Source organism: Nocardia sp. NPDC004123, from assembly GCF_053603795.1.
Map to the genome: position 1 here is coordinate 20,247 of NZ_JBSGGG010000015.1, position 24,796 is coordinate 45,042.

Sequence of the window (24,796 nt, forward strand, 5' to 3'; positions counted from 1 at the left end):
GAAAATTAGCCAGCCTGCGCGTCGGCCCGAAGTTTGAGCAACACCAAACCCGCGGTGCAGGCGAGAATCAGTCCGGCGACGGTGATTTCGACGCGTAGGCCGGCAATGCCGAGTACCGCGCCGGCGAGCCCACCCAGGAAGATCAGCCAGGCGACGACGCGGGCCAGGATTGCCGACATCCGCAGCCCGGGGGCGGCAGGTTCTCCTGCACGCGCCGATGCGCGCAGCGGAGATGCCGAAAATGCACCCATCATCCACTCCTCGATGACGCCCGCCGGGTCTCGCGATTCTTCGGCGCGCCCCTCGGCAAATTTCGAGCGTCTCACGTGTAACTTTGGACACACATTACGGCTCTGCAACGGAAAGTCCATACGACACGTGCCCAAAACGCGGCGAGTTTACTAATTCGATATCTGAATCATGGCTGTTTGAGATATTTCCGAGGCCTACGGAATCGCCTGCGCCGTCCGGTTATCGAACCGACCACCCGCCTGGCCCCACCCTGCGGCCTCCGTTAGGGTGAGCCCACTCGACACGAATCAGGAGTGCCACGAATGGACGGCAGCAACGCCGGCGCGGACGAGCGCGGCCTCACCCCGCTGCGTCACCTGCCCAAGCCCGTGGCGGGTGCCGCCGCGGCGGTCGGCATGGTGTCGGCCGGGCTCATTCTCCTGGGCGCCTGCGGCCTCGGGCACACCGACACCTACGTCGCGCCGCCGCCGCTGAACGCCGATCTGCAAGCGGCGCCGGTGACTTCGACGAACAGCAGCGCGAGCACCACGCCCGCCGTCGTCATCCCGCCGTCCCCCACCTGGCGGGTGGCCGCCGACCAGCCCTCCCGCCGCGCGCCGATCTCCACCATCACCGGCACCCCGGACGACCCGGCCGCGGACCCGAATGCGAGCACCCGCTCCACGCCGTCGCGCACCACCACGCGCCCGGCCACCACCGAAAGCCCGCGCGCCACAACCGAACTCCCGGTCACCACGGTCCCGCCGACCGCTCTCCCGACCACGGATCACCCGGCCTCGGACAACTCCGACGGGTAGCGCGGCCGGTCCCACCGAGCGCACCAGTCGCCGTCTTCGACCGTGTGTCTCCTCGCCGGTGACCTGGTTCTCGACGGTCGCACCCAATCCCAGTGGCACCGCGACGAATTGACGGATGGTGCCGGTGCCGGAGTTGATGCCGTCCAGCCAGGGCTGTTTGGGTAGCACCACATAGTTCTGCGGATCCCGGGCCAGCCGTGCCATACCCGAACCCTACGCCCGCCCTACCTGTACCCGACACCGAAATTCCAGCTTCGCACCCCTCGAGACCACCGAACGCGGGAGCAAACAGGAATACGCCGAGATCCACTGTGCACCAATGAACTCGGCGTCCGGCAATGCGCCCCGCTCCGGGTGGAGCGGGGCGCGGCCGCGGTGGTGCGGGTCAGAACTCCACGAGGGTGTAGTCGCCGACGCGGTCGGTGAGAACGCGCAGGTGTTCCAGGTCGCCGCCCAGGGTGCGGGCGATGGCGGTGAGGCGGGCAACGTAGTGACTGACAGGGTATTCGGTCGTGATACCGATACCGCCGTGCATCTGGATGGACTCCTGGCCGATGTGGCGGGCGGAGCGGCCGACCTGCAGCCGGGCGCGCGACGCCGCCACCCGGTCGGCGGAACCGTCGGCGACGGCGGCCGTGGCGTACAGGCTCATGCTGCGCGCGAGTTCCAGGGACACATACATATTGGCGGCACGCTGGGTCAGGGTCTGGAACTTGGACAGCGTGACGCCGAACTGCTTGCGCGTCCTCAGGTATTCGGCGGTCAGCCGCAGGGCCTCCTCCATCGCGCCGAGGGATTCAGCGCACAGGCTCGCCTGCGCCGCCACCTCCACCGCGTCCACCACCGGCTGCGCGTCACCGCCCTCGCCGAGGAGCTCGGCTGCGGCGGAGGCGAATTCGAGCTGCGCACCGCGGCGCTCGTCCAAGGTGCGGTAGGGGGTGCTGGTGACGCCCTCGGCGTCGGCCGCGATCAGGAACAGGCCGATGCCGCCGCCGGGAAGGGCGGCGCTGACCACCAGCTGATCGGCGCAGTCACCGTGCGGGACGGGGTTCTTGACGCCGGTGATCCGATAGCTGTCACCGTCGCGGACCGCGGTGGTGGCCAGTTCGGTTGCGGGCCACCGGGTGCCGGGCTCCTGGTGCGCGAAAGCGAGCAGGGTCTCGCCACCGGCGAGCGCGGGCAGCACGCGCTGCCGCTGGTCGGCGGTGCCGGCGCGGGCCACCAGCCCACCGGGTACGAGCACGGCGTCGAGGAAGGGTTCGGGCGCATTGCGGCGGCCGATCTCCTCCATGACCACCATGGTCTCGACCGGCCCGGCGCCCACGCCGCCGTCCTCCTCGTCGAAAGCCAGTCCGAGGACGCCCAATTCGGCGAGCTGCCGCCAGACGTCGCGGTTCCAGCCGAGGTCGGTGTCGGTGACCTTCAGGCGGGTCTCCGGGTCGTAGGCGCGGCCCAGCAGATCCCGGACCGTCTCTCGCAGCATGACCTGTTCATCGGTGAGTTCGAAATCCATGGCGGCGGCTCACAATCCGAGAATGGTGGAGGCGATGATGGTGCGCTGCACCTCGCTGGAGCCTCCGTAGATGGTGGTCTTGCGGAAGTTGAGATAGCCGGGACCGCTGCGCTGTGCCCACCCGGGCGAGGCGATGTCCCCGGCGTTCACCGGCAGCGCGTCCGGCCCGGCGACGTCCAGCAGCAGCTCGGTGGCGGCCTGCTGCAGCTCCGAACCGCGCAGCTTCAGCACCGACGAGGCCGGATTCGGCTTGCCGTCATTGGAATTGGAGACCACGCGCATGAGCGTGAGCTCCAGCGCCAGCAGCTCGTTCTCGATCTCGGCCACGCGCGCGGCGAACGCCGGGTCCTCGAGCAGCGTGCCGCTGCCCGAACGGATCTGCGCCGCATACTCTTTCGCGACGCCCAGCTTCACCTTGGTGCGGCCCACACCGGTGATGCCGGTGCGCTCGTTGCCGAGCAGGAACTTGGCGTAGGTCCAGCCCATGTTCTCCTCGCCGACCAGCTGATCGGCGGGCACCCGCACGTTCTCGAAGAAGACCTCGTTGACCTCGTGGTGGCCGTCGATGAGCTTGATCGGCCGGATGGTCACGCCGGGGCTCTTGACGTCGAAGAGCAGCATCGAGATACCGGCCTGCTTCTTGACGGTCGGGTCGGTGCGCACCAGGCAGAAGATCCAGTCGGCGTACTGGGCCAGGGTGGTCCAGATCTTCTGGCCGTTGACGATGTAGGAGTCGCCGTCGCGCACCGCGGTGGTGCGCACCGCCGCCAGGTCCGAGCCCGCGTCGGGCTCGGAAAAGCCCTGGCACCACCAGATGTCGAGATTGGCGGTGGCCGGCAGGAAGCGCTGCTTGAGCTCCTCGGAGCCGAACTGGGCGATGACCGGGCCGATCATCTGGGCGTTGAAGGTGAGCGGCTCCGGCACGCAGGCCAGCTGCATCTCGTCCTCCCAGATGTGCAGCTGCATGGGCGACCAGTCGCGGCCGCCCCACTGCACCGGCCACTTGGGCACGGCCAGGCCGTCCTCGTTGAGGATGCGCTGGGTGGTGACGATGTCATCGCGAGAGAGCTCGTGACCGTATTTCACGCGGTCACGGATCTCCGCCGGGATCTTGGTCCGGTAGACCTCGCGCAGGTCGTCCCGGAATTTCACCTCATCGGGCGATAGGGCCAGCTTCATTGCTTCTCCCGAGCGTCGCTGTGATGTCGCCATCAAACTTACCCCCCGGTAATGGTCTGAATGTCACCCGGATCACACCGACCGGACGGCGCGGGGTGCCCGGCTCGCAGCGACTCGGCATCCCGGCTCTCGAGCTGAGCTGGTAGGTTGCCCAGGAATCCGATACCCGAATTCCGGGACGTCGGGCTGTTGTGGCTCGGCGAGAATCGACGCAGGAGCAGCACGAGTGAACGGTTGGACTCTGTCCCGGCGCGCCCTGGCGGTCGCCGCCCTTACGGCCGCGGCCACCGTCGGCGCGACCAGCGCGGCCACCGCCGACCAGCCGAAGACGCCCGTCGAAACCGGCATCGACCAGCTCACCCAGGCCGTCGGCGACAATGCCGACGGCCGCGCCGCGGTCGCCGACATCGCCCGATCGGCCCAGCTGATCGCCGCCGCCAAGCTGGAAAACGTTCAGTTCACGCCGTTCTCGTACCTGGCGCCCACCCTCGGCTGCGGCTTCAACATGCCGTTCAGTCTGACCTCGGCGATGGCCGTCACCGGCGTCACCGGCCCCAACACCTCGGTGTCGCTGCCGCCGGGCAATGTCAGCTTCCAGGTCATGGCGCAGCAGAACGGTTTTCCGACCGCCTCCGGCCTGAGCGTGGCCTGGCTCAATGTGAACAACGGCCGCAGCGGCATCACCGCCCTGGACGACCAGACCGAGTACAACCTGCCCTCGCTGTCGAAGACCGTCGATGCCGGCGCGGGCACCGTTGTCGCCTCGCTGTGGGGCACCATCGACTACCCGGGCGCGCGCTGCGTGGTGCTGCCGACCGTCGGCCTGTTCACCGTGTCCGACACCCCGCCCGCCCAGCCTGCCGCCCCCGCCACCCCGGACGCCTCGGCCCCGACCACCTCGGCTGCCCCGGCGACCCCGGCGGCTCCGGCACCGGCTCCCGACGCCGCCCCCGCCGCGGGCGCGCCCGGAACCAACTGACCCACGGCGACACCGCACCCTCGAAAACGCAACGCCCGCATCCCTTCTGGATGCGGGCGTTGATCGTTTCGAGCGGCGGGCTCAGAACCGCGGCTTGCGCCGGGCGTCCGGGCGCTTGCCCTCGCGGCGCGGCGCGCGGCTCATGGAGCGCCCTCCGGGCGGGCCCTGGTCCAGCTGGAGATCGATGAGTTGACCGCTGATCCGGGTACGGCTCAATGCATTCAGGGTTTCCTTGGACAGGTCGGCCGGCAGCTCCACCAGCGAGTGGTCCGGGCGGATGCTGATGTGGCCGAAGTCGCTGCGGCGCAGGCCACCCTCATTGGCGATGGCGCCCACGATCGCGCCGGGGGCGACCTTGTGGCGCTTGCCGACCGAGATGCGATAGGTGACAAGCTCCGCGCCGGTCTGGCGATGCCGGGACGGGCCACTCGGCTCGCGACGCTCGCGGGGACCGCGGTCGCGCTCGTCGAAGGAACGCGGGGCGCGTTCGCGGCGCTCGCGTGCCGTCGGCTCCGGATCGGGCTCCATGAAGAAGTTGTCGCCGTCGTGGCCGCCCACCGCGAGCGCTGCGGCGATATCCACCAGCGGGATATTGTGCTCGCGCTCGTAGTCCTCGATCAGCTTGCGGAACAACGGCAGATTGACCGAGGTCAGATTCTCGGTGATGGTGTCGCCGAACTTCTGCACGCGCTGGGCGTTCACGTCCTCGACGCTGGGCAGCTGCATCTCGGTGACCTGCTGGCGGGTGGCGCGCTCGATGGCGTCGAGCAGCCGGCGCTCGCGCGGGGCCACGAACAGCAGCGCGTCACCGGAGCGGCCCGCGCGGCCGGTGCGGCCGATGCGGTGCACGTAGGACTCGGTGTCGTGCGGGATGTCGTAGTTGACGACGTGCGAGATGCGTTCCACGTCCAGGCCGCGCGCGGCCACGTCGGTGGCGACCAGGATGTCGAGCACACCTGACTTGAGCTGGCCGATGGTGCGCTCACGCTGCGCCTGCGCGATGTCACCGTTGATGGCGGCCGCGGAATACCCACGCGCGCGCAGCTTTTCGGCCAGCTCCTCGGTGGCCTGCTTGGTGCGCACGAAGATGATCATGGCCTCGAAGGATTCGACCTCGAGGATGCGGGTCAGCGCGTCCAGCTTGCGCTGATACGACACCAGCACCCAGCGCTGGGTGATGTTGGTGTTCGTCGACGTCTTGGTCTTGACGGTGATCTCGGTCGGGTTCTTCAGGTACTGCTTGGAGATCTTGCGGATGGCCGCCGGCATGGTCGCCGAGAACAGCGCGACCTGCTTCTCGTCGGGCGTGTCGGCGAGGATGCGCTCGACATCGTCCTGGAAGCCCATCTTGAGCATCTCGTCGGCCTCGTCGAGCACCAGGTACTGCAGCTGCGACAGGTCCAGGGTGCCGCGCTCGAGGTGGTCGATGACGCGGCCCGGCGTGCCGACGACCACCTGCGCACCGCGCTTCAGACCGGACAGCTGGACCGCGTAGTTCTGACCGCCGTAGATGGGCAGCACATGCAGACCGGGCATGTGCACCGCGTAGCGGCCGAACGCCTCGGCGACCTGGATGGCCAGCTCCCGGGTCGGGGCCAGCACCAGCGCCTTCGGGGCCTTGCCGGTCATCTCGATGCCCATGAGGATCGGGATGGCGAAGGCCGCGGTCTTGCCGGTACCGGTCTGGGCCAGGCCCACCACGTCCGCGCCGTCGAGCAACGGCGGAATCGTCGCCGCCTGGATGGGCGACGGCGATTCGTAGCCGACATCGGCGATGGCCCGCAGGATGCGGTCATCGATACCCAAATCAGCGAAGGACGGGCCGGAAACGTCCCTCTCGTCGTCAGTGGGAACGCTGTCGGCCGGTGAGGTACTCATTGCCACGGATTTTACTGCCTGCTAGCTGCGGGCTTGACCATCGGGTGAATACCCTGGGAGTCGTGCAACCGGACAACCCGCCCGCGCCCGCCGCCCCGACGCCCTCGAGTTCCGTGTCCGGACTCGGAAATCCCGAACCCGCTCCCGCTCGCAACTACGTCACCGCGACCCTGGCCACCGCCGATGCGGGCAGCTCGGGAGCAGTGGCGACAGCCGTGCACGAAACGGCCGCCGCGGCGGAGCGGCCCGCCGGGACCGAACCGGCCGGGTCGGTGGATGTGGCGGTGGTGCAGTTCGATCCGTACACCGACACCGTGGCCAATCTCACCGCCCTGCGCGCGGAGGTCAGGGCCGCCAGCGAACTCGGAGCGAAGGTGGTGGTGGCGCCCGAGTATTCGATGTTCGCCACCAAGCGCCTCGACGATCGAGTGCTGGCCGCCGCGGAACCGCTGACCGGGCCGTTCGTCACCGGATTACGCGGTATCGCAGCCGAATTCGGGGTGCACGTGGTCGCCGGCGTGGTCGAGTCCGGGGGCCCGGACCAGCCCGCCGGGCACGTCTACAACACCCTCGTCGCCGCCTCCCCCGACGCCGAATTCGCGGCCGTCTACCGGAAGGTGCACCTGTACGACGCGTTCGGATCGCGCGAATCCGATCTGCTCATCCCCGGCCCCTTGGACCAGTCCCCGACCTTCACCGTGGACGGCGTGGTGTTCGGGCTGCAGACCTGCTTCGATCTGCGCTTCCCCGAAGGTATTCGCCGGCTGGCCGCCGCGGGCGCTCATGTCCTGCTGCTGCCCGCCCAGTGGATTCCCGGTCCCGGCAAGGTCGATCAGTGGACCACGCTGCTGCGCGCCCGGGCCATCGAGAACACCATGTACGTCGCCGCCGCCGACCAGGCCGCCCCGCGCGGATCCGGCGCCTCCATGATCGTCTCCCCCACCGGCGCGGTGCTGGCCGAACTCGGCGACCAGCCGGGCATCGCCACCGCCCACATCGACCTGCACCACCTCACCGAAGTCCGCACCACGAATCCGAGCCTGGCATTACGCCGCTACACAATCCGCCGAGAGTAGAGCCACCCACGGGTTCGCGGCCGTCTCGATTCCGGACTCCGGCTTGATAGACCTCCGCCTTGGAGCGACGGAGCGAAGCGGAGGAGCGTAGGGAGGGAAGAATCGAGACCTCAGGGCCGCGAACCCTGCCCCGGAGCGGAGCGGAGGGGCAAAATGGACAGAGCGATGATCTATCCGGATCGGGTGGCCGCCGGACGCGCGCTGGGTGGGGTGCTGGGGCACCTGCGCGCGGCGGATCCGCTGGTGCTGGGGCTGCCCCGGGGCGGGGTGCCGGTGGCCGTGGCCGTGCGTGACGTGATCGGCGGCGACCTCGATGTGCTGCTGGTGCGCAAGCTCGGGGTGCCGTGGCAGCCGGAACTGGCCATGGGGGCCATCGGGGAGGACGACGTACGGGTGCTGAACTACGACGTGGTGCGGCATACCGGGGTGACGCCCGATCAGCTGGCGGACATCGAGCTCGTCGAGCGGGCCGAGCTGGAGCGCCGTCGCGGGATACTGCGGGCCGGGCCGCCGATCGATCTGAAGGACCGGACCGTGGTGATCGTGGACGACGGCATGGCGACCGGCGCGACCGTCGCCGCCGCCTGCGAGATCGCCGGGCTGCACGAGCCGCGCCGGGTGGTGGTGGCGGTGCCGGTGTCCTCGGTCGAAGCGTTGCACCGGATCCGGGAGATCGCCGACGAGGTGGTGTGCCCGCTGGTGCCGCGGGCCCTCGGCGGAGTGGGCGGGGCCTACCGGGACTTCCATCAGCTCACCGATGCGGAAGTGGTGAAGCTGTTGCGCCCCACCGCTTCCCGGGATAGGGATCACTGAACCTCGGTGATGCCCGTGCGGTGTCGCTGCGCGAGGTCGGCGTAGAAGCTCGGATTGGTCTTGACCCACAGTTCGGCCGGGGTGCCCGCGAGCGGCTTCTTGACCTGGGCGGGTGAGCCGGCGGCCAGCACGCCGTCGGGAATCTCCTGCCCCGGGCCGACCAGCGAGTGCGCGGCGATCATGACGCCGCTGCCGATCTTGGCCATGTCCAGGACCGTACTGCCGTTGCCCACAATCGATTCCGCGCCCAGCGTCGCGCCGTGGAACACCACCGAGTGCGCGATCGTCGAACCCGCGCCGATCTCCACGGTGACGTCCTGCGGCACATGGATCACGGCGTTGTCCTGCACGTTCGCGCGTTCCCGAATGATGATGGGCGCCAGGTCCGCACGCAGCACCGCGCCGTACCAGACCGAGGCGCCCGCCTCGACGCGCACATCGCCGATCAGGGTCGCGGTGGGCGCGATGAACGCGGTCGGATCGACCGTCGGGCGCTTGCCTTCGAATTCGTAGAGGGGCACGCCCTCACCGTAATCCTTCGGACGAGCGCGAATCCTTCAGACCAGCGAGCGGGCGTGCACGAATTCGACGATCTCCGCGGTGACCTCGGCGTGCGCGGGCTCGTGTAGCAGGTCGTGGCCGGCATTGGGGTAGGTGTGGAAACGCGCGCCGACCTGGGCCGACCACTCCCGCACCGGTTCCACCGGCGCCCGGCGATCGTCCGCGCCGTGCACGATCAGCACCGGCAGGCCCGCGGGCAGCCGCGGTCCCGGCCAGTCCGACTCCTGCTCGGTCGCCAGTGCGGCACGCGAGCGGGAACCGCCCTGGGCGCGAGCATGATTCGCGGGTTCGGCGCCGCGGGCGGACTTCGGGGACCTGCCCTCCAGCACCGCCTTGGGCGTCCCGCACAGCACCAGTCCGGCGAAGTCGCCCGGCTGCGCGTCGCGCAGCACGGCGAGCGTGGTGGCCGCGCCCAGGGAGTGACCCATCAGGAACGGGGTGGAGGTCGCGTGCGCGTGCACCTGGTCCAGGAACAGCCGGGCGTCGGCGGCCAGCTCGTGGATGGTGCCCGGCCTTTCGGGATCTCCTTCGCTGAGACCGTGCCCGGAGGTGTCCAGGGCCCAGAGTTCGACGCCCCGGGCGGCCAGCGCCCGGGCGAATCGATGGTAGTGCGCGCTGTGCTGGCCGATTCCGGGTAAGAACGCCAGGACGGCCTGTGCATCATCGAGCTGCCATCGGCGGTAGTGAAGGCGGCCGCGAGCGCCCGCTAGGTAGAGCATCGGCAGATTGTGACAGACGCGCACGGGTTGCGGGGCCGCTCGAAACAAGCAACTGGCGAGTAACGAGCGAACCTGCCGGACAGCGACGCGCCGCCGAGCGGCCGCCGGGCGACACGCCGGAATGGCGATGCGATTTCTGGCGCCCGACCGGGCCTCGAGCCGCTGTCGGCGGCTGCGGGGCGCGCGAGTCGCGTTGTCTCCCAACATCGCCCGCAAACGCGTGCTGACATGGGCGGGTCATGGCGGGTCCGGACCGGTGCGCGGGCCGCACCTGGCAGCACATCACACCGCCCGCAGTCATTACGCTATGGCCCGACTCGGCCACGTGACGACGACCCCCGGCCGGGTGCGGGTGTCGGCGGAGGAGAGGCACAGGAGGGCCGCGATTGATGCTGTTCGGTGATCGTGTCGTGTGCAGCACCGGAGACCTGGTGGCGGCGGCGCGTTGTGAGTTCGCGCTGCTGCGCGCGCTCGACGCCGAACTGGGACTGGTGACGCCGGTCGAGTTCCCGTCGCCCGGCACGCTCACGCGCACCCCCGACCCGGCCGTCGAACACCGCCTCGCCGACCTACGCGACCGGTACGGGCCGGGCGTCACCCGCATCCGCCCATCCGAGCCCGCGGCCGACGCCCTCGCCACGACCGCGCTCGTCTCCGAGGACCTGCGCGAGCGCGCACTGGCCGGACTGCGGGACGCGCACGAGCGGACGCTGACGGCACTGCGGGCGGAGGCCGAGGCGGTCGCGGGCGGTGTGGTGTTCGACGGGGACTTCGTGGCGCGCTGCGAATTCCTGGTGCGCGATCACGCCCCCGAGGGACACGACTACATCGTGGCCGGGGTGGCGGGCCGGCGCGGCGGGATCGCGACCCTGCTGGGGCTGGCGGCCGCCGCGGAGGCCCTGCGGCACAACGGTTTCCGATCCGCGCCGCAGGTACGGGTGTGGGAGGACGGCGTCCCGGTCACGTACCCGCTCGCGGACATGGCGGTCGTCTACCAGACGCGGCGGGCGCGGCTGAACCTCATCGTCGACACCAAGCTCGGCGAGCTGCTCCCCGTGCAGTGGGGGGACCGGCGCTTCCTGGCCTGCGGCCACTGCCCCACCTGTACGACCGAACTCGAGACCCGCCGGGATCTGCTGCTGGTGGCGGGAATGCGCCCGGCCACCCGCGCCCACCTGCGCGACGCGGGGATCACCACCGTGGACCGGCTGGCCGTCGCCGACGCCGCCGTCACCGGCATCCCGTCCGCCACCCTGACCACCCTGCGCCGCCAGGCCGAGGTCCAGATCCTGCGCGAGCGCACCGGCCGTCCGGTGCACGCCCTCATCGATCCGGCCGCGCTGGCCGCCCTGCCCGCGCCGACCCGTGGCGACCTGTTCGTCAGCGTCACCCCGGTCAATCCCCCCGACACCGCCGACCTCCCGCGCGCGGGGTCCGGAATCGCCCGCACCGCAGGCGATGTGATCGTGCAGATCAGCGCGCTCGAGCCGGCCGACCGGGCGCCGGCGGACTGCCCGGCCGCACAGGCCCTCCGCGTGGCCGAAACCTCCTCCGCGCCGGCGATATTCGTCCAGGACCCGGCGGAATCGGCCGACGGCGAGCAGTTCGCCGAACAGCGCGGCAGCGCCGCGGTCGCGACCTTCGAGCAGGGGCCCGGGGTGAGCACGGTCGCGCTGGGATTCGTGCCCGCGCCCGCCGTGCCGAAACCGGCGCGTACCTTCGTCGTTCGAGCCGACGGCCCGGACACCCTCGGTCACGGGAGCCGTTCCCGCCGCCGCGACGACGCGGACGCGCTGCTGGAGTTCCTGATCGAGCGCCAGCGCGAATGCCCGGATCTGCGGATCCACCACTATCGCGGCGATCTGCGCGGCCTGCTGCACACCATCGGCGAACGTGACTCCGAGGGTGAGGATGTGGTGGCGGAGCTGCTACCCGCGCTGGCCGATCTGTACCCGGTGGTCCGGGCGGCGCTGGTGGTCGGCGAGCGCTCCTACGACCTGCACCAGCTGCCGCCCAATCAGGAGGAGAGCGGCGGCGGCGCGGAAGCCGTACTGCGACTGCGGGATTGGCTGCTCGACCTGGCCGCGGGGCACGAGGTCCGGCCCAGCCGGCGGTGGTCCTACGACTACGCCGAGACCGGGCCCGACGAAATCGAGGCGGCCCTGCGGGAATTCGCGGAGAGCGACGGCGCGGAGCGCGGCCCGGCGCAGGAGGCGGCCGGGCTCGCGGCGGCGGCGCTGGGCTATCACCGGCGCGAGCGGCGGCCGCTGCGCTGGGCGCACGACGACCGGCTCGACCATCCGGTGGCCGAATGGGCCGACACCGCAGGGGTTCTCGTCGCCGACTCCGGTTCGGTCGACACCGACTGGCACGGCACCGGGCAGCAGCCCATGCGGCGCTACCTGACCCTCACCGGCCGGCTGGGCACCGGCAACGCACCGCCCCCGGGCACGCCGGTGCTCACCCTCTACGACCGCCCCACGCCCGGCATGACGGTCACCCCGGGCCTGCGCGCGACGGCACACGCCACCGTCCTCGGCTGCGCGCTGGACACCAATTTCGAGGACGTGGTGCGGGTGGTGGAGATACTCCCCGTGGGCTGCGAACCCTACGACGAGCTGCCCTCGGCCATCGCGCCCTGCCCGCCGGGCCACGACATCCATCTCGCGGAAGCCTTGGAGGACACCGCACATCAGCTGCTGGTGACCCTCCCCCAGGTGCCCGAGACCGCGGTCTTCGACATCCTGTGCCGCCGCCCGCCGCGCCTGCGCGCGAGCGCGGCGCTGCCCGAGGTGTTCGGCGATCACGCCGCCGCGGTCACCGCCGCGGTCCTGGATCTCGACAATTCGTATGTGGCCGTGCAGGGTCCGCCCGGCACCGGCAAGACCGACACCACCGCGCGCGCCGTGGAAAGACTCGTCACCCGCTACCGGTGGCGGGTCGGCGTGGTGGCGCGCTCGCACCAGGTGGTCGAGCACGTGCTCGACGCCGTGGTGCAGATGGGCGTGCTGCCGGAGCTGGTCGCCAAGGCCGACAGCCGGGCGGTGGCGCCGGAATGGCTGCCCATCGAGGCCTCGCGCTATCCGCGCTTCCTCGACAATGCCGTGAACGGCTGTGTGGTGGGCGGACTCTCGAGCGACTTCACCGATCCCGAGCGCATCGCGCGCGACAGCCTGGACCTGCTGGTCATCGTGGACGCCGGGAAGTTCCCGCTGGCCGAGGCGGTGGCCGTGGCGGTGTGCGCCCGGAATCTGCTGCTGGTCGGCGACCCCGCGCCGCCGACGGGACACGGCGCGCATCCCGAGCCGATCGCCGAATCCGTGCTGGGCCGGCTGCTCGGCGCGCACCGCACCCTGCCCGCCGCCTACGGCTACTTCCTGGACCGCACCTGGCGCATGCATCCGCGCATGTGTGGCCCGGTATCGCGCCTGCGCTACGACAATCGGCTGCGCTCCAATGAAACCGTCACCCTCGCACGGGAACTCGACGGCATTCCGCCCGGCGTGCGCACCGTGCCGGTGGAGCATCACGGCAACAGCACCGAATCCGCCGAGGAGGCAAGGGAAATCGTGCGCCAGGTGCGCACGCTGCTCGGATTGCCCTGGCACACCGGCGCACTCACCCGCCGTCTGCATCCGCACGACATCCTGGTGGTGGCCCCCTACCACGCCCAGGTGGCGCGCATCCGGACCCTGCTGTCGCGGGCCCGCATCGAGGACGTCCTGGTCGGCACGCCCGACCACTTCCAGGGCCGCGAGGCCGCGGTGGTGCTGGTCTCCATGACCACCTCCGCGCCCGAGGACGCCCCGCACGGGATCGGCGCGCTGCTGTCGCGGCACTGGCTGACCAGCGCGATCTCGCGGGCCATGTGGTCGGCGATCATCGTACGCTCGCCGCTGCTGACCGAATACCTCCCGGCCACCACCGCCGAGCTGTCCGACCTGGCCGCGGTACTGCAGCTCGACCGGGTCTAGCCGGGGTCCCGCGCCCTCGGCTCAGCCGAAGCAGTGGCCCTCGCCGCGATAGGTGGGCACCGTGGTGCGGCTGCCGTCCCCGTCGATCAGATGCACCTCGTTGAAGCGCTCGCACAGCTCGCCCGCCTTGGCGTGCCGGAACCAGACCCGGTCGCCGATCTCCAGGCCGTCGGCGCCCGTCAGCGGGGTCTGCACCTCGCCCGCGCCCTCGGTCCCGATCAGCTTCAAGCCCAAGGGCCACACCGGTTTCGGCACCCGCGAGGCCCCGGTGGGCCCGGAGGCGATGTAGCCGCCGGAGAAGACGGTGGCGATGCCCGGCGCCGGCCGGCGCAGCACCGGCGTGGCGAAGTACATGGACGGCCGCGGCGCCAGATTGCGGTAGCCGTCGAACAGGGTCGGCAGGTACAGGCCCGAACCCGCGGTCACCTCGGTGACGCCCGGGTCGGTAATGCTGACCTCGATGGACCCGGTGCCGCCGGAGTTGACCAGCTCGAGTTCACCGACCGTCGACCGCACCGCCTCCAGCACCTGGCGGCGGCGCTTCCCGATCTCCGCCGCGGACGCCCACTTCACCAGGCGCACAGCTGGATTGGTGTCCGGAAGACCAGCGATCTGAGCCTCGTAGGTCATCACGCCGACGACCCGGAAACCGCGGGAACGGGTTTCGGCGGCCAGCCGGGCGGCCTGCTCGGGGGTGCGGATGGGCGAACGGCGCACCCCGAGGTGCAGTGGGCCCAGGCGCAGGGAGGCGTCCACATCCAGACACACACGGGGAGCGACCTTTTCGCTGCCGACGGCCTCGCGAATCAGGTCCAGCTGGGCGGTGTCGTCGACCATGAGGGTGATGGAGTCGAGCAGCAACTGGTCGGAGGCGAGTTCCGCCAGGGCGTGCCGGTCGGCGGTGGGATAGCCGAGCAGCACATCGCGCGCGCCCTCGCGGACCAGCCAGATGGCTTCGCGCAGTGCGTAACCCATGAGGCCCGCGAAGCCGCCGGAGGCGGTGAGCTTGGGCCCGAGGACTTCCTCGAGAACGGCGCGGCAGCGCACGGATTTACTGGCCACCCGGATCGGGACGCCGCGGGCGCGGCGCACCAGATCGTCGGCATTGGCGCGCAGGGCGGTCATATCGACCGCGGCGAGCGGAGGTTCGAGGTCGGCGGTGGCCGCGTGCAGCCCGCTGATCGGCGACGAATCGGTCACCAGATCATTCGACCATGAACCTGGTCATGCGTCCAGCATTAAGTTTTTCCGGAGTAGGCCGGGTGTGTCAGGGCAGGTCGACAGCCTTGGTCGACAGGTACGAGACCAGGTCGTCCAGTACCACCAGCGAGATCTCGTCATCACAGTCGGCCAGCCAGCGCAGCACCATGCCCTGGATGACGGCCAGCAGATAGGCGGCGATGGCATCCACCGGTTCCAGCCACTGGGTGCCCGAGCGGCTGGCGCAGTGGTCCAGGAAGGACGTCACGTCGGCGTCCAGCTCCCGGAACATGGCCGTGGCGACCGGGTCCGGGACACAGGTGGCCTGGTTCTCCCAGCGCCGCCGCAGCACCGCCAGGGTGGACTCGTAGGCCCGGATCTGCCGGTCCGGGGAGGATTTCAGGATCGGCCACAGCGTGCTGAGTCCCGCGTGCAGCAGGATGCGCAGGGCACGATTACCCCTGAAATCAAGCGACACGGCCGCGGTCTCGATGGCCTCGGTCATGGCCGGACGAAGTCCGACCTGGGTGATTTCTCCACTTGCGCTCAACGACGACTCCCTTTGGCAAAGAACTCGCGCACCTCGCCTGCGCGGCTCGCTCAACGGGTGTTGCAGATCGGCACTGATCCCGGCTTGTACGCCTACGTACCCGTTCAACGGGTATCGATGCTACGTCTTTTTCTGGCCTGGCAACCAGCTTTGATAGCCGATTCCATACCTCAAGAATGTTTTGTTACCTAATTGGAACAGGCCCGCGACCGGATAGGAATGATCAAATTGAACGATCGCCCGGTAAAGCCGTTGTTTGGACCGGACGGTATTTTATCGGCGGGTGTGCGATGAAACATAGCGGGTGTGCGCGAACCCACAACGCTCCACTGCTCGACACTCTGGCGTTACCCGCCCACCGATAGCCTGAGCGGGTGACTTCTGCGCGCCACGACCAATTCCTGATCTCCGGCACCTTCAATTTCCGCGATCTCGGCGGCGCCCGCACCGCGGGCGGTTCCACCGTGCGGGACGGAGTGCTGCTGCGGTCCGCCCAGCTCAGCCGGCTCGACGAGACGGGCCTCACCACCCTCGGCAAGCTGGGCGTCACCGACGTCCACGACCTGCGCGGGTTCGCCGAGATCGACCACATCGGCCACGACGTCGTCCCGGACGGCGTGCGCTTGAAGGTCACCCCCTTCGACCCCCGCATGGGCGAGACCCCGCCGCACGAGGCGCGCCGCCACAGCAGCGCCTCCGGGCACATGCTCGAGGTTTACCGGCTCTTCCCCGCCCTGCCCGAGGCGCACGTCGCCATCCGGTCGCTCGCCGACTCCGTACTGAGCGGCACCGCGCTGGTGCACTGCGCCGCGGGCAAGGACCGCACCGGGTGGGCCGTGGCCACACTGCTGCGGGCGGTCGATGTCACCGAAGAGGACATCTACGCCGACTACCTGCTCAGCAATGACGCTGTCCCCACCCTGCGTGCGCTGATGACCGCGGGCGCCGACGAGGAACTCTCCGACGATCTGCTCGGCGTCCGCCCCGAATACCTGGAGTCGGGCACCAACTCCATGAACGACATGTACGGCGGCCTGGACGGCTACCTCGCCGAGATCGGCATCACCCAGGAGCTGCGCGACGCGCTGCGCGCCCGGATGCTCGTCTGACCGCTGCGGCTGTTCTCCGTGGCAGCGCGCGATCAGTCCGCGTTCGACCGGCGGACCAGCCCGTTGCGGTCGATGCTGACCTGATTGCCGGTGTGGAACCAGGAGCCGGTGAAGCGGGACTCGGTGGTCTGCGGGTCGTTCCAGTAGCGGGGGCTGACATTCGGCCCCCGGCACAGCAGCTCGCCGTGGCCGACGGCCGCGAGCGGGCCCCACAGCGCGAGTTCGGTTCCGCCGAAGGCGAATCCGAGCGCGTCCCGGCCCGAGGCGGTGTCGTCACGGGCCAGCCCGATGCCGGAGGTCTCGGTCGCGCCCCACACCGACCACTGCCGGGCCTCCGGGAAGACCGCGCGCAGGGAGTTGGCGACGGATTCGGAGGTGGCCGGGTCGGCCGCGGCCAGTTCGGCGCGATGCCCGGCACTGCAGATCTGCCGCACCCGCTCCACCCGCAGCCCGGCCAGGCCGGGCAGCAGGCCGGCGAAGATGCGCGGGGTCGCGGCGACCATGTCGATGCGTTCGGCGACAAGGGCTTCCGGCACCGCGGACCGGTCGGGGGTGAGCACCACGGTGCCGCCGACCGCGAAGGTGGGCAGCAGCTGGTCGACGCAGCCGCTGGCGTGCGCGAGCGGCAGCAGCACCAGATTGCGCAGGCCGTCGGTGGGCAGATCCAGCGCGCCGACCACGGAACGGACCGCGGAGAGCAGGTTCTCGTTGGTCAGCTCCACCCCGCGCGGGCCCGCCCCGGAGCAGGGGCTGGTGTAGCTGAGCAGCGCCAGTTCGCCGAGGGACGCGCCGTCGTCGATGAAGGCCGCGCCGTCGGGCAGCGCGTCGCGGAAGCCCGCCGCGCGGCCGCCGCCGTCGAGCACGAAGTCGGCGCAGGCGTCGTGAATCACGCGGTCCGCCACGGCATCCGGCAGCCCGTCGTGAACCAGCACCGGCACCGCCCCGGAGAGCAGCGCGCCCAGGAACGCCTGCACCCAGCGGGCGCCGACCGGCATGCGGACCGCCACCCGGTCGCCGTAGCCGATGCCGTGTTCCTGCAGGCCGCCGGCGATGCGGGAGGCCGAGTACCAGAGTTCGCGGTAGGTGAGCCGGGGGCCGCCGATCTCGACCACGGCCTCGCGGGCGGCGAAGGTGTGGACCTGGACGTCGAGGAGTTCGGTGAGCGCGGGCGTGAGGTTGCCGTAGCGCAGGATGCCGTCGGCGGCGCGGGCAAGCGGGTTGTCGCACCAGCCGTTTCGCGTCTGCGGATATTCCACGAGTAACTGCGACATCGTCGTCCCTCCGGGTACCTCGAAGCCCTGCAGGCAAGAGTGACTATATGATGCAGATCACATCGGTGGGCGGATTGTCGGCAAACGGATGTCAGGCTTTCACACCACGGAAACAGATCGCCGCCCGGTCGACCCCAAATTCCCCCGATCGAGCCTGCGGAAACATCGAATTTGCGGTGGCTTCGCAACAGTCGCACCGGGATTCTCAGCCGGGCGGTCTCGTGCCACCCCCGATCCCATACCAGTGCAGGTAACGGGCTTGACACGCCCGGGCGGCAGCCGACACGCCCGGACGCGCACAGTCGATCCTGTTCTTCGAGCAGAAGCGCGGCCGTGGCCCGGCCGATCGGCGCCTACTGGCCTGTATATGTGGCCTTTCCGGGGCCGACCTCGAGGAAGCTGCGCACCGCGCCCCACAGATCCGCGGTGCCGAAAAGTTGCCCGGACACCTCGGGAGTCACCGAATCCGCGTGCGCCACACCACCGGACCGCCAGGCCTCGATGATCGCCTTGGTGGCGGCGTGCGCGCGGGTCGGGCCCTCGGCGAGCCGGGCCAGCAGCGCCCGGGCCGCGGTGTCGACATCCTCGTGCACCGCATTGACCACACCCCACTCGGCCATGGTGGCGGCGGAGTAGGTGTCACCGGTCATGACGAACTCGCGGGCGCGGCCGGAACCGGCGCGCTCGGCCAGCCGCTGCGGGCCGCCCATCGACGGGGTCAGGCCGACCACGGTCTCCACCAGGCCGAACTTGGCCTTGGGCGCGGCCAGGATGATGTCGCAGGCCAGCGACATCTCGAAGGCTGCGGTCAGAGTCAGCGAGTGCGCGGCGAAGATGACCGGGCAGGGCAGTGCCTCGAGCGGGTGGATGATGCGCGCGAACAGGGTCCGCCACAGCTGCGCGCCCTCCTCCTCCGACAGGCCGTCGAAGACGTGCACGTCGACGCCACCGGAGACCAGCTTGCCGTCGGCGCGGATCAGCAGCGCGCGGGGCGGATTCGCCGAAAGCTCGTCGATATCCGCGGTCAGCGTGTCCATCAGGGCCTTGTCGAAGAGGTTCAGCGGCGGATTGTCGATGGTGAGGATCGCCGCGTCCGCGCCGCCGTCGGTGACGATGCGCTCCAGGCGGGTGGGCTTCGAGTCAGTCATGACCCTGAATGTATGCGGCCGCTTACTTCTGCAAAAGGGTCGAGCACGAAATCGGCGATGCCGACCGAGTAGTAGATCAGCCAATGGTTCGCGGCCGTCTCGATTCTGGACTGCGGCTGGAATAGACCTCCGCCTTGGAGCGGGGGAGCGAAGCGGAGGAGCGGAGGAGGGAAGAATCGAGACCTAGGGGCCGCGAACCCGCCCCGGAGCGAAGCGGAGGGGCAAAATGAACACAGTGACCTCGAAATCCGAGCCGGGGACCTACGTCGAACCGGGCGAATTCAAGCGCGATACGAACTACATCGACACGCGGATCACCGCCGACGGCCGAGACGGGTATCCGGTCGAGCCCGGCCGGTATCGGCTGGTGGCGGCGCGCGCTTGTCCATGGGCCAATCGCACGCTCATCGTGCGGCGGCTGCTCGGACTGGAATCGGTGCTGTCGCTGGGACTGTGCGGGCCCACCCACGACAAGCGCAGCTGGACCTTCGACCTGGATCCGGGCGAGGTGGATCCGGTGCTGGGCATCCACTTCCTGCAGGACGCCTACTTCAAGCGGTTCCCCGACTATCCGCGCGGCATCACCGTGCCCGCCATCGTGGACGAGCGCACCGGCACGGTCGTCACCAACGACTACGCGCAGATGACGCTCGACTTCTCCACCGAGTGGGCGCAGTACCACCGGCCCGGCGCGCCGCGGCTGTATCCGGAAGATCTTCGCGCGGAGATAGATTCGGTGAACCGCCGCGTCTACACCGAGGTCAACAACGGCGTGTACCGGTGCGGATTCGCGGGCGGGCAGGACGCCTACGACGCCGCCTACGACCGGCTCTTCACCGCACTCGACTGGCTGTCCGAGCGACTGGCGACCCAGCGGTACCTGGTGGGTGACACCATCACCGAGGCCGACGTCCGGCTGTTCACGACACTGGCCCGCTTCGATCCGGTCTATCACGGCCACTTCAAGTGCAATCGGCAGAAACTTACCGAGATGCCGGTGCTGTGGGCCTACGCCCGCGACCTCTACCAGACCCCAGGGTTCGGCGACACCATCGACTTCGTGCAGATCAAGCAGCACTACTACCTCGTGCACACCGACATCAACCCGACCCGGGTGGTGCCCAAGGGGCCCGAGCTCGGCAACTGGCTGACCCCGCACGGCCGGGAAGCCTTGGGCGGCAGGCCCTTCGGCGACGGCACCCCGCCGCCTCCGCCGGTCGAGGCCGAGCGCGTGCCCACGGGACACGCCCCGGCCTGACGCGGTTACTCGCCGGCCGCGCCCCGGTAGGTGCCGAAGCTCCAGTAGACGCCTTCGGGGTCGCGACAGGTGAAACCCCTTGACTCGTAATCGGTTTCATCGCGCAGCTCGCGGGTGATGGTGGCGCCCGCGGCCTGCGCCCGGGCGTACAGGGCGTCCGCGTCGTCGACGGCGATGTACACCGAGCCGACCCCGGGCGGCTGGCAGTCCAGCGCCATGCCCTCGCGGACGCCGCCGAGCATGATGGCGCCGCCGCCCGGCCAGGCGAGTTCGGCGTGCGCGACGGTGTCGCCCTCGTCGTAGCGGGCGGTGGTCTCGAAGCCGAAGGCCCGCTCCAGGAATGCGATGGCGGCCGGGGCATCGCGGTAGACCAGGGTCGGCCAGACGACGGTGCCGGTCGCGATGGGGGTTGTCGTTTCGCTCATGGGACTAGCCTCCGATCTCGGCGGCCTGCTGGTCTTGGACGAATGGGAACTCCTCGCGTTCTCGCCACACCGACGGCGGCATGCCCGCGAGTTCCCGCCATTCGCGGGCCATGTGCGCCTGGTCGTAGTACCCGGCGGTGGCCGCCACCTCGGCGAGCGCGGGCAGGATCGGCTCCCGCAGCAGGCGGTGCGAGCGTTCGAAGCGCGCCACCCGGGCGGCGTCCTTGGGGGTGATGCCGAATTCGGCGCTGAAGCGGCTGCCGAGATGTCTTCGGCTCCAGCCGATCTCGTCGGCCACGGCGGCCACCCGCACCGCCGGGTCGGGGCCCGACAGCAGCGTCCAGGCGTGGGTCAGCTCGGCATCCCAGCGCACCGGATCCATCTGGCGCAGCAGGATCTCATCGATGACGGCGAAGCGCCGCGGCCATGAGCGCACCGACGACAGCCGCTCCCGCAACTCCGTCGCGCGCGGCCCGAGCACGTCGGTCAGATCCACGATCCACGACCCGAGCGCCGCCGCGGGCATCCCGAACAGCGCCCGGCAGCCCAGCGGCGTGAGGTTCAGCTGCACCCCGTGCTGGAACCCGTTGTGCGCGATCACCGCCGGCCGCACCGTGAGCCCGCTGGCCAGCATGTCCCAGTGACCGCCCGCCTGCTCCGGATGCGAGGACACCGGCACGTGGATGGGCTCGTCGATGGTGATGATCACGATCAGCGCCGATGCGGGCATCCCGACATGCGTACCCGGCGCGAAGCCGTGCAGCAGATAGCCCTCGTACCCGAGGACGTATGCGCGTAATCGCGGGTCGGGCACTCCCGACGCGCCTTCGGACACGCCTGCCACGCCGTCCACCCTAGGCCGATGGTCTCCGGCGTGGGACCCTCCCGTCCGGAACCGGTCTATCTCGCGAATCGTTGTCGAGGTGCCATAGAGTTCGGTCTGGAGGACCGCACGAAGAAGGGGTTGTCGTCGATGTTCAAGACCGGGCTCGAAAAAGCGGTCGTCTCGTTGCTCGACAACGGGTCCCAGGTACAGGCCCCGGCTGTCACGAAATACGTGGGCAAGCTGCGGGATGCGCATCCGGGTGAGACGCCCGGGCAGATCATCGCCCGCATCGAGAAGCTCTACCTCAATACCGTGACCACCTCCGGCACGGCGGTCGGCGCGACCGCGGCGGTGCCGGGCGTCGGGACGGTGGCGTCGCTGGCGGCCATGAGCGCGGAGACCGCCTTCTTCCTGGAGGCGTCCGCGGTGTTCACCCTGGCGGTGGCGGCCGTGCACGGAGTGGCGCCCGAGGACAAGGAGCGCCGCCGCGCCCTGGTGCTGGCCGTGGTGCTCGGCGAGAGCGGCATGGAGATCGTGCAGAAGAGCGTCGGGCACTCGGCCGCGAACTGGGGCGGGCTGCTGGCGGGCAAGATCCCGGGCCTGAGCGCCATGAACGATTCGCTGCTCAAACGGTTCATGATCCAGTTCATCGCCAAACGCGGCGCGCTCATGGTCGGCAAAGTGATTCCGGCCGGAATCGGCGCGGCCATCGGCGGATTCGGCAACCGGGCGATCGGGCGCGGGGTGGTCGACAATGCCCGCAGGGCGTTCGGCGCGCCGCCGCTGACCTGGCCCCAGCCCCTGGTCATCGACGCCGATCCGCTGCCCGCGGTGGAGGCGCCGACCCGGACCCGGCAGCCGTGAGCGCGCGACCGCTCGCCTTCGCCGCCGGGGGCCTGACCAAGACCTTCGAGAGCGTCACCGCGGTCGAGGACGTGAGCTTCGTGGTGCCCGCCGGCAAGGTGGCCGCCCTGGTGGGCCCGCACGGCGCGGGCAAGTCCACGGTGCTGCGCATGCTGCTCGGACTGCTCACCCCCACCTCCGGCACCGCGAGCGTGGGCGGACCCGGCTCCGGCGTGCGGGCCGGACGGCAGGTGGTGGGCGCCATGCTGAATCCGCGCGGCCTGCACCCGGCCCGCCGGGTGTTCGCCCAGCTGCGCGTCTACGCCTCCGCCGCAGGCGTTTCCGATGCCCGGGCGGAGGAACTACTGGCGCTGGTGCGGCTCACCGAGGCCGCCGACCAGCGCATCGGCGGCCTGCCGGAGGGCATGCGGACCCGGCTGGCGCTGGCCGTCGCGCTGCTCGGCGATCCGCCGCTGCTGGTGCTCGACGATCCGGCCGCCGGGCTCGATATCGGGGAGACCGCCTGGCTCAACGACTATCTGCGCGGCCACGCCCGCCGCGGCGGCACCGTGCTGCTCACCTCCCGCATGCTCAGCACGGTGCTGCCCATCGCCGACGAGCTCCTGGTGCTGGACCGCGGCCGCATCGTCTACCAGGGCAGCCCGGCCCGGCTGCGCCGCAGCCACCCGGACCGGCTGCTGGTGAAGGCCTCCAGCCCGATCGCGCTGGCCACCACCCTGGCCGCGCAGGGTTTCACCGACGCGGTCATGCGGCCCGACGGCCGCCTCGCCATCGCGGAAGCCTCTCTCTCGCAACTGGAATCGGCCGCCTCCACGGCCCGTGTCCAGCTCACCGAGATCACCCCCGAACACATTCATCCCGACCAGGTCCTGGCCACCCTCACCCACAGCGGGCCCCCGTCCCCCGCGTACCCGGGCCCGGCCGCCTACCGGACCTACCGGTGAAGTCGTTGCGCCACACCGCTATCCGCCATGGGAGTACGGTCCGTCGCCGGATCGACGATCTCCCGCGAAAGGACATTCGATGATCCTCACTGTGCCGCCGGTGGTGGCCCGGGCCGCGAATTCCGAAGTGCGGAAGGTGACTTCGGTGCGGTCGAACTGGCTGATCGGCGGCGGGGTCATCGTGGCGGGCGTGATCGCGTTCGTGGCGCTGGGCACCGGATTCCAGCCCGGCGACCAGCATGCGCAGGGCTTCAGCTCCGGATCCGGCTGGGCGGCGCTGCTGACCACCTGGGTGCTGGTGCTCACGGTCGCGGCGGCAGCCACCTTCGGGGCGCTGGGCGCCGGCACCGATTTCCAGTCCGGGTCGCTGGCGATGAGCTCGCTGTACACTCCCGACCGCACCCTGCTGCTCGGCGCGAAACTCGCGGTGGCGGGGGCGTTCTCGCTCGGCACCGTGCTGCTGATGGAGGTGCTGGGCGGGGCCGCCATGCGGCTGGCCGGTGGCTCCCGGGTGCCCCTGGACGGCGGTTTCTTCGGCGTGCTGATCGGGGTGGCGCTGGCGGCGGTGTGCTGGGCGGTGATCGGCACCGCGATCGGTGTCGTGCTGCGCTCGCCCACCCGGGCGCTGGCCGCCGTGCTGGGCTGGGCCGTGCTGGAGCCGCTGATCTGGATCACCGCGCGCGCCATCGGATTCGGCGGGCTGGCGGCCATCCTGCCGGTGTCCTCGACGGTCGGGGCGATCAGCGGCGGCCGTTATGCCAAGAGCGCGCTCATCGCGCCGACCCCGGCCGCCATGGCGCTGCTGGTGCTGTGGAGCGCCGCGGCGGGTGCGGCCGCCTGGTGGATGCTCACCCGCCGCGACCTCTGATCAGGCGCGGCCGGAGAACAACCGCCGCCACACCTCGTGATCGGCGCGCGGGCCGCCGGGAGTGTCCGCGCCGTACTTCGCGATGAGGCCCGGCAGGTCCAGCGGAAGGCTCGGCGCGGTCATGGCGGCCAGCTCCGCTTCCACCGCGGAGTCGGGAACCAGCCAGCAGACCTCGAATTCGATGCCGTCGGGGTCGGCGGCGTAGAGAGCCTTGGTGGAGGCGTGGTCGGAAGCCCCGGTGAGCGCGCCCGCCGCGACCAGGGCGTCGCGCACCCGCTGCAGTTCGCTCAGCGTGTCCACCTCCCAGGCCAGGTGATAGAGGCCGACCCGGCCGGTACGGTGCGGGACCGACGGGTCCGGCGACTGGAACAGGCCCAGGTCGTGGTCGTTGGCCGACCCGGCCGCCTGCAGGAACGCCCCGCCCGGGAAGCCGCCGGGCAGCCGACGAAAGCCCAGTACCTCGCTGTAGAAGGCGACCGAGCGCTCCAGGTCGGAGACGAACAGGACGGCGTGATTGAGACGCTGAATCGGCATGGGGGCGACTCCGTTTCGAAGGACCGTGACCATCCAGCCGACCACGGCGGGCCGCGCC

23 protein-coding genes are annotated in these 24,796 nt (G+C 70.3%); 10 read left to right on the forward strand and 13 right to left on the reverse strand.

Features of this window, described 5'->3' with window-relative positions; genetic code table 11:
* Positions 1 to 5: 5 nt before the first annotated feature.
* Positions 6 to 326, reverse strand: a complete 321-nt coding sequence (locus ACWEQQ_RS22305) for a hypothetical protein (protein WP_452349538.1) — start codon at positions 324 to 326, stop codon at positions 6 to 8.
* 228 nt (positions 327 to 554) lie between these two features.
* Here ACWEQQ_RS22305 and ACWEQQ_RS22310 point away from each other — a divergent pair, with 228 nt between their 5' ends.
* The gene (locus tag ACWEQQ_RS22310) at positions 555 to 1,049 is read left to right on the forward strand and encodes a hypothetical protein (RefSeq protein ID WP_452343692.1); all 495 of its coding nucleotides are present in this window, start codon (positions 555 to 557) and stop codon (positions 1,047 to 1,049) included.
* Positions 1,050 to 1,434: 385 nt separating this feature from the next.
* On the opposite strand, the gene ACWEQQ_RS22315 is transcribed toward ACWEQQ_RS22310, so the two are convergent.
* Positions 1,435 to 2,562: an acyl-CoA dehydrogenase family protein gene (locus ACWEQQ_RS22315; protein WP_452349539.1), complete on the reverse strand. Its 1,128-nt coding sequence runs from the start codon at positions 2,560 to 2,562 to the stop codon at positions 1,435 to 1,437.
* Positions 2,563 to 2,571: 9 nt separating this feature from the next.
* Positions 2,572 to 3,741, reverse strand: a complete 1,170-nt coding sequence (locus ACWEQQ_RS22320) for an acyl-CoA dehydrogenase family protein (RefSeq protein WP_452343673.1) — start codon at positions 3,739 to 3,741, stop codon at positions 2,572 to 2,574.
* Between the two features lie 226 nt (positions 3,742 to 3,967).
* On the opposite strand from ACWEQQ_RS22320, the gene ACWEQQ_RS22325 reads away from it, so the two are divergent.
* Positions 3,968 to 4,720 carry a hypothetical protein gene (locus ACWEQQ_RS22325; RefSeq protein WP_452349540.1) on the forward strand — a complete coding sequence of 251 codons (753 nt, stop codon included), beginning with the start codon at positions 3,968 to 3,970 and terminating at the stop codon, positions 4,718 to 4,720.
* Positions 4,721 to 4,801: 81 nt separating this feature from the next.
* Here the strand turns inward: ACWEQQ_RS22325 and ACWEQQ_RS22330 are convergent, their stop codons facing one another.
* Entirely contained in the window at positions 4,802 to 6,598 is a 1,797-nt protein-coding gene (locus ACWEQQ_RS22330) for a DEAD/DEAH box helicase (RefSeq protein ID WP_452343671.1), read from the reverse strand.
* 215 nt (positions 6,599 to 6,813) lie between these two features.
* On the opposite strand from ACWEQQ_RS22330, the gene ACWEQQ_RS22335 reads away from it, so the two are divergent.
* Both ACWEQQ_RS22335 and ACWEQQ_RS22340 read left to right on the forward strand, forming a co-directional pair.
* Positions 6,814 to 7,674, forward strand: coding sequence for a carbon-nitrogen hydrolase family protein (locus tag ACWEQQ_RS22335; RefSeq protein WP_452349675.1), 861 nt, complete (start codon positions 6,814 to 6,816; stop codon positions 7,672 to 7,674).
* A 165-nt stretch (positions 7,675 to 7,839) separates the two neighbouring features.
* A complete protein-coding gene (locus ACWEQQ_RS22340; RefSeq protein WP_452349676.1) occupies positions 7,840 to 8,487 on the forward strand; it encodes a phosphoribosyltransferase in 648 nt (215 codons plus the stop codon).
* Here ACWEQQ_RS22340 and ACWEQQ_RS22345 read toward each other — a convergent pair.
* On the reverse strand, positions 8,481 to 9,008 hold the full coding sequence (locus ACWEQQ_RS22345; RefSeq protein ID WP_452349541.1) for a gamma carbonic anhydrase family protein: 528 nt from the start codon (positions 9,006 to 9,008) through the stop codon (positions 8,481 to 8,483). The two genes, ACWEQQ_RS22340 and ACWEQQ_RS22345, sit on opposite strands and share 7 nt — an antisense overlap.
* Positions 9,009 to 9,044: 36 nt before the next feature.
* Positions 9,045 to 9,767 (reverse strand): alpha/beta hydrolase, encoded by a 723-nt coding sequence (locus ACWEQQ_RS22350; protein ID WP_452343670.1) that lies wholly within the window; start codon positions 9,765 to 9,767, stop codon positions 9,045 to 9,047.
* 389 nt (positions 9,768 to 10,156) lie between these two features.
* On the opposite strand from ACWEQQ_RS22350, the gene ACWEQQ_RS22355 reads away from it, so the two are divergent.
* Entirely contained in the window at positions 10,157 to 13,741 is a 3,585-nt protein-coding gene (locus ACWEQQ_RS22355) for an AAA domain-containing protein (RefSeq protein WP_452349542.1), read from the forward strand.
* A 21-nt stretch (positions 13,742 to 13,762) separates the two neighbouring features.
* Here the strand turns inward: ACWEQQ_RS22355 and ACWEQQ_RS22360 are convergent, their stop codons facing one another.
* Both ACWEQQ_RS22360 and ACWEQQ_RS22365 read right to left on the reverse strand, forming a co-directional pair.
* Positions 13,763 to 14,941 (reverse strand): amino acid deaminase/aldolase, encoded by a 1,179-nt coding sequence (locus ACWEQQ_RS22360; protein ID WP_452349543.1) that lies wholly within the window; start codon positions 14,939 to 14,941, stop codon positions 13,763 to 13,765.
* A 67-nt stretch (positions 14,942 to 15,008) separates the two neighbouring features.
* Positions 15,009 to 15,491 (reverse strand): TetR family transcriptional regulator, encoded by a 483-nt coding sequence (locus ACWEQQ_RS22365; protein ID WP_354833816.1) that lies wholly within the window; start codon positions 15,489 to 15,491, stop codon positions 15,009 to 15,011.
* 374 nt (positions 15,492 to 15,865) lie between these two features.
* Here ACWEQQ_RS22365 and ACWEQQ_RS22370 point away from each other — a divergent pair, with 374 nt between their 5' ends.
* Positions 15,866 to 16,600, forward strand: a complete 735-nt coding sequence (locus ACWEQQ_RS22370; RefSeq protein ID WP_452349544.1) for a tyrosine-protein phosphatase — start codon at positions 15,866 to 15,868, stop codon at positions 16,598 to 16,600.
* Positions 16,601 to 16,632: 32 nt separating this feature from the next.
* On the opposite strand, the gene ACWEQQ_RS22375 is transcribed toward ACWEQQ_RS22370, so the two are convergent.
* A complete protein-coding gene (locus ACWEQQ_RS22375; RefSeq protein WP_452349545.1) occupies positions 16,633 to 17,871 on the reverse strand; it encodes a class I adenylate-forming enzyme family protein in 1,239 nt (412 codons plus the stop codon).
* Between the two features lie 353 nt (positions 17,872 to 18,224).
* Positions 18,225 to 19,019 carry an enoyl-CoA hydratase/isomerase family protein gene (locus ACWEQQ_RS22380; RefSeq protein ID WP_452349546.1) on the reverse strand — a complete coding sequence of 265 codons (795 nt, stop codon included), beginning with the start codon at positions 19,017 to 19,019 and terminating at the stop codon, positions 18,225 to 18,227.
* A gap of 226 nt (positions 19,020 to 19,245) precedes the next feature.
* On the opposite strand from ACWEQQ_RS22380, the gene ACWEQQ_RS22385 reads away from it, so the two are divergent.
* Complete coding sequence (locus ACWEQQ_RS22385; RefSeq protein WP_452349547.1) at positions 19,246 to 20,277, forward strand: glutathione S-transferase family protein; 1,032 nt, start codon at positions 19,246 to 19,248, stop codon at positions 20,275 to 20,277.
* Between the two features lie 5 nt (positions 20,278 to 20,282).
* Here the strand turns inward: ACWEQQ_RS22385 and ACWEQQ_RS22390 are convergent, their stop codons facing one another.
* Both ACWEQQ_RS22390 and ACWEQQ_RS22395 read right to left on the reverse strand, forming a co-directional pair.
* Positions 20,283 to 20,702 (reverse strand): VOC family protein, encoded by a 420-nt coding sequence (locus tag ACWEQQ_RS22390; protein ID WP_452349548.1) that lies wholly within the window; start codon positions 20,700 to 20,702, stop codon positions 20,283 to 20,285.
* A 4-nt stretch (positions 20,703 to 20,706) separates the two neighbouring features.
* A complete protein-coding gene (locus tag ACWEQQ_RS22395; RefSeq protein WP_452349549.1) occupies positions 20,707 to 21,546 on the reverse strand; it encodes a helix-turn-helix domain-containing protein in 840 nt (279 codons plus the stop codon).
* A gap of 129 nt (positions 21,547 to 21,675) precedes the next feature.
* On the opposite strand from ACWEQQ_RS22395, the gene ACWEQQ_RS22400 reads away from it, so the two are divergent.
* From ACWEQQ_RS22400 to ACWEQQ_RS22410, 3 genes are all read left to right on the forward strand, one after another.
* Entirely contained in the window at positions 21,676 to 22,392 is a 717-nt protein-coding gene (locus tag ACWEQQ_RS22400; RefSeq protein WP_379379715.1) for a hypothetical protein, read from the forward strand.
* Positions 22,389 to 23,336: an ABC transporter ATP-binding protein gene (locus tag ACWEQQ_RS22405; protein WP_452349550.1), complete on the forward strand. Its 948-nt coding sequence runs from the start codon at positions 22,389 to 22,391 to the stop codon at positions 23,334 to 23,336. The genes ACWEQQ_RS22400 and ACWEQQ_RS22405 overlap by 4 nt, the downstream gene beginning before the upstream one ends.
* A gap of 79 nt (positions 23,337 to 23,415) precedes the next feature.
* The gene (locus tag ACWEQQ_RS22410; protein WP_452349551.1) at positions 23,416 to 24,204 is read left to right on the forward strand and encodes an ABC transporter permease; all 789 of its coding nucleotides are present in this window, start codon (positions 23,416 to 23,418) and stop codon (positions 24,202 to 24,204) included.
* Here the strand turns inward: ACWEQQ_RS22410 and ACWEQQ_RS22415 are convergent, their stop codons facing one another.
* Complete coding sequence (locus tag ACWEQQ_RS22415; protein WP_452349552.1) at positions 24,205 to 24,738, reverse strand: VOC family protein; 534 nt, start codon at positions 24,736 to 24,738, stop codon at positions 24,205 to 24,207.
* Between the last annotated feature and the right edge of the window lie 58 nt (positions 24,739 to 24,796).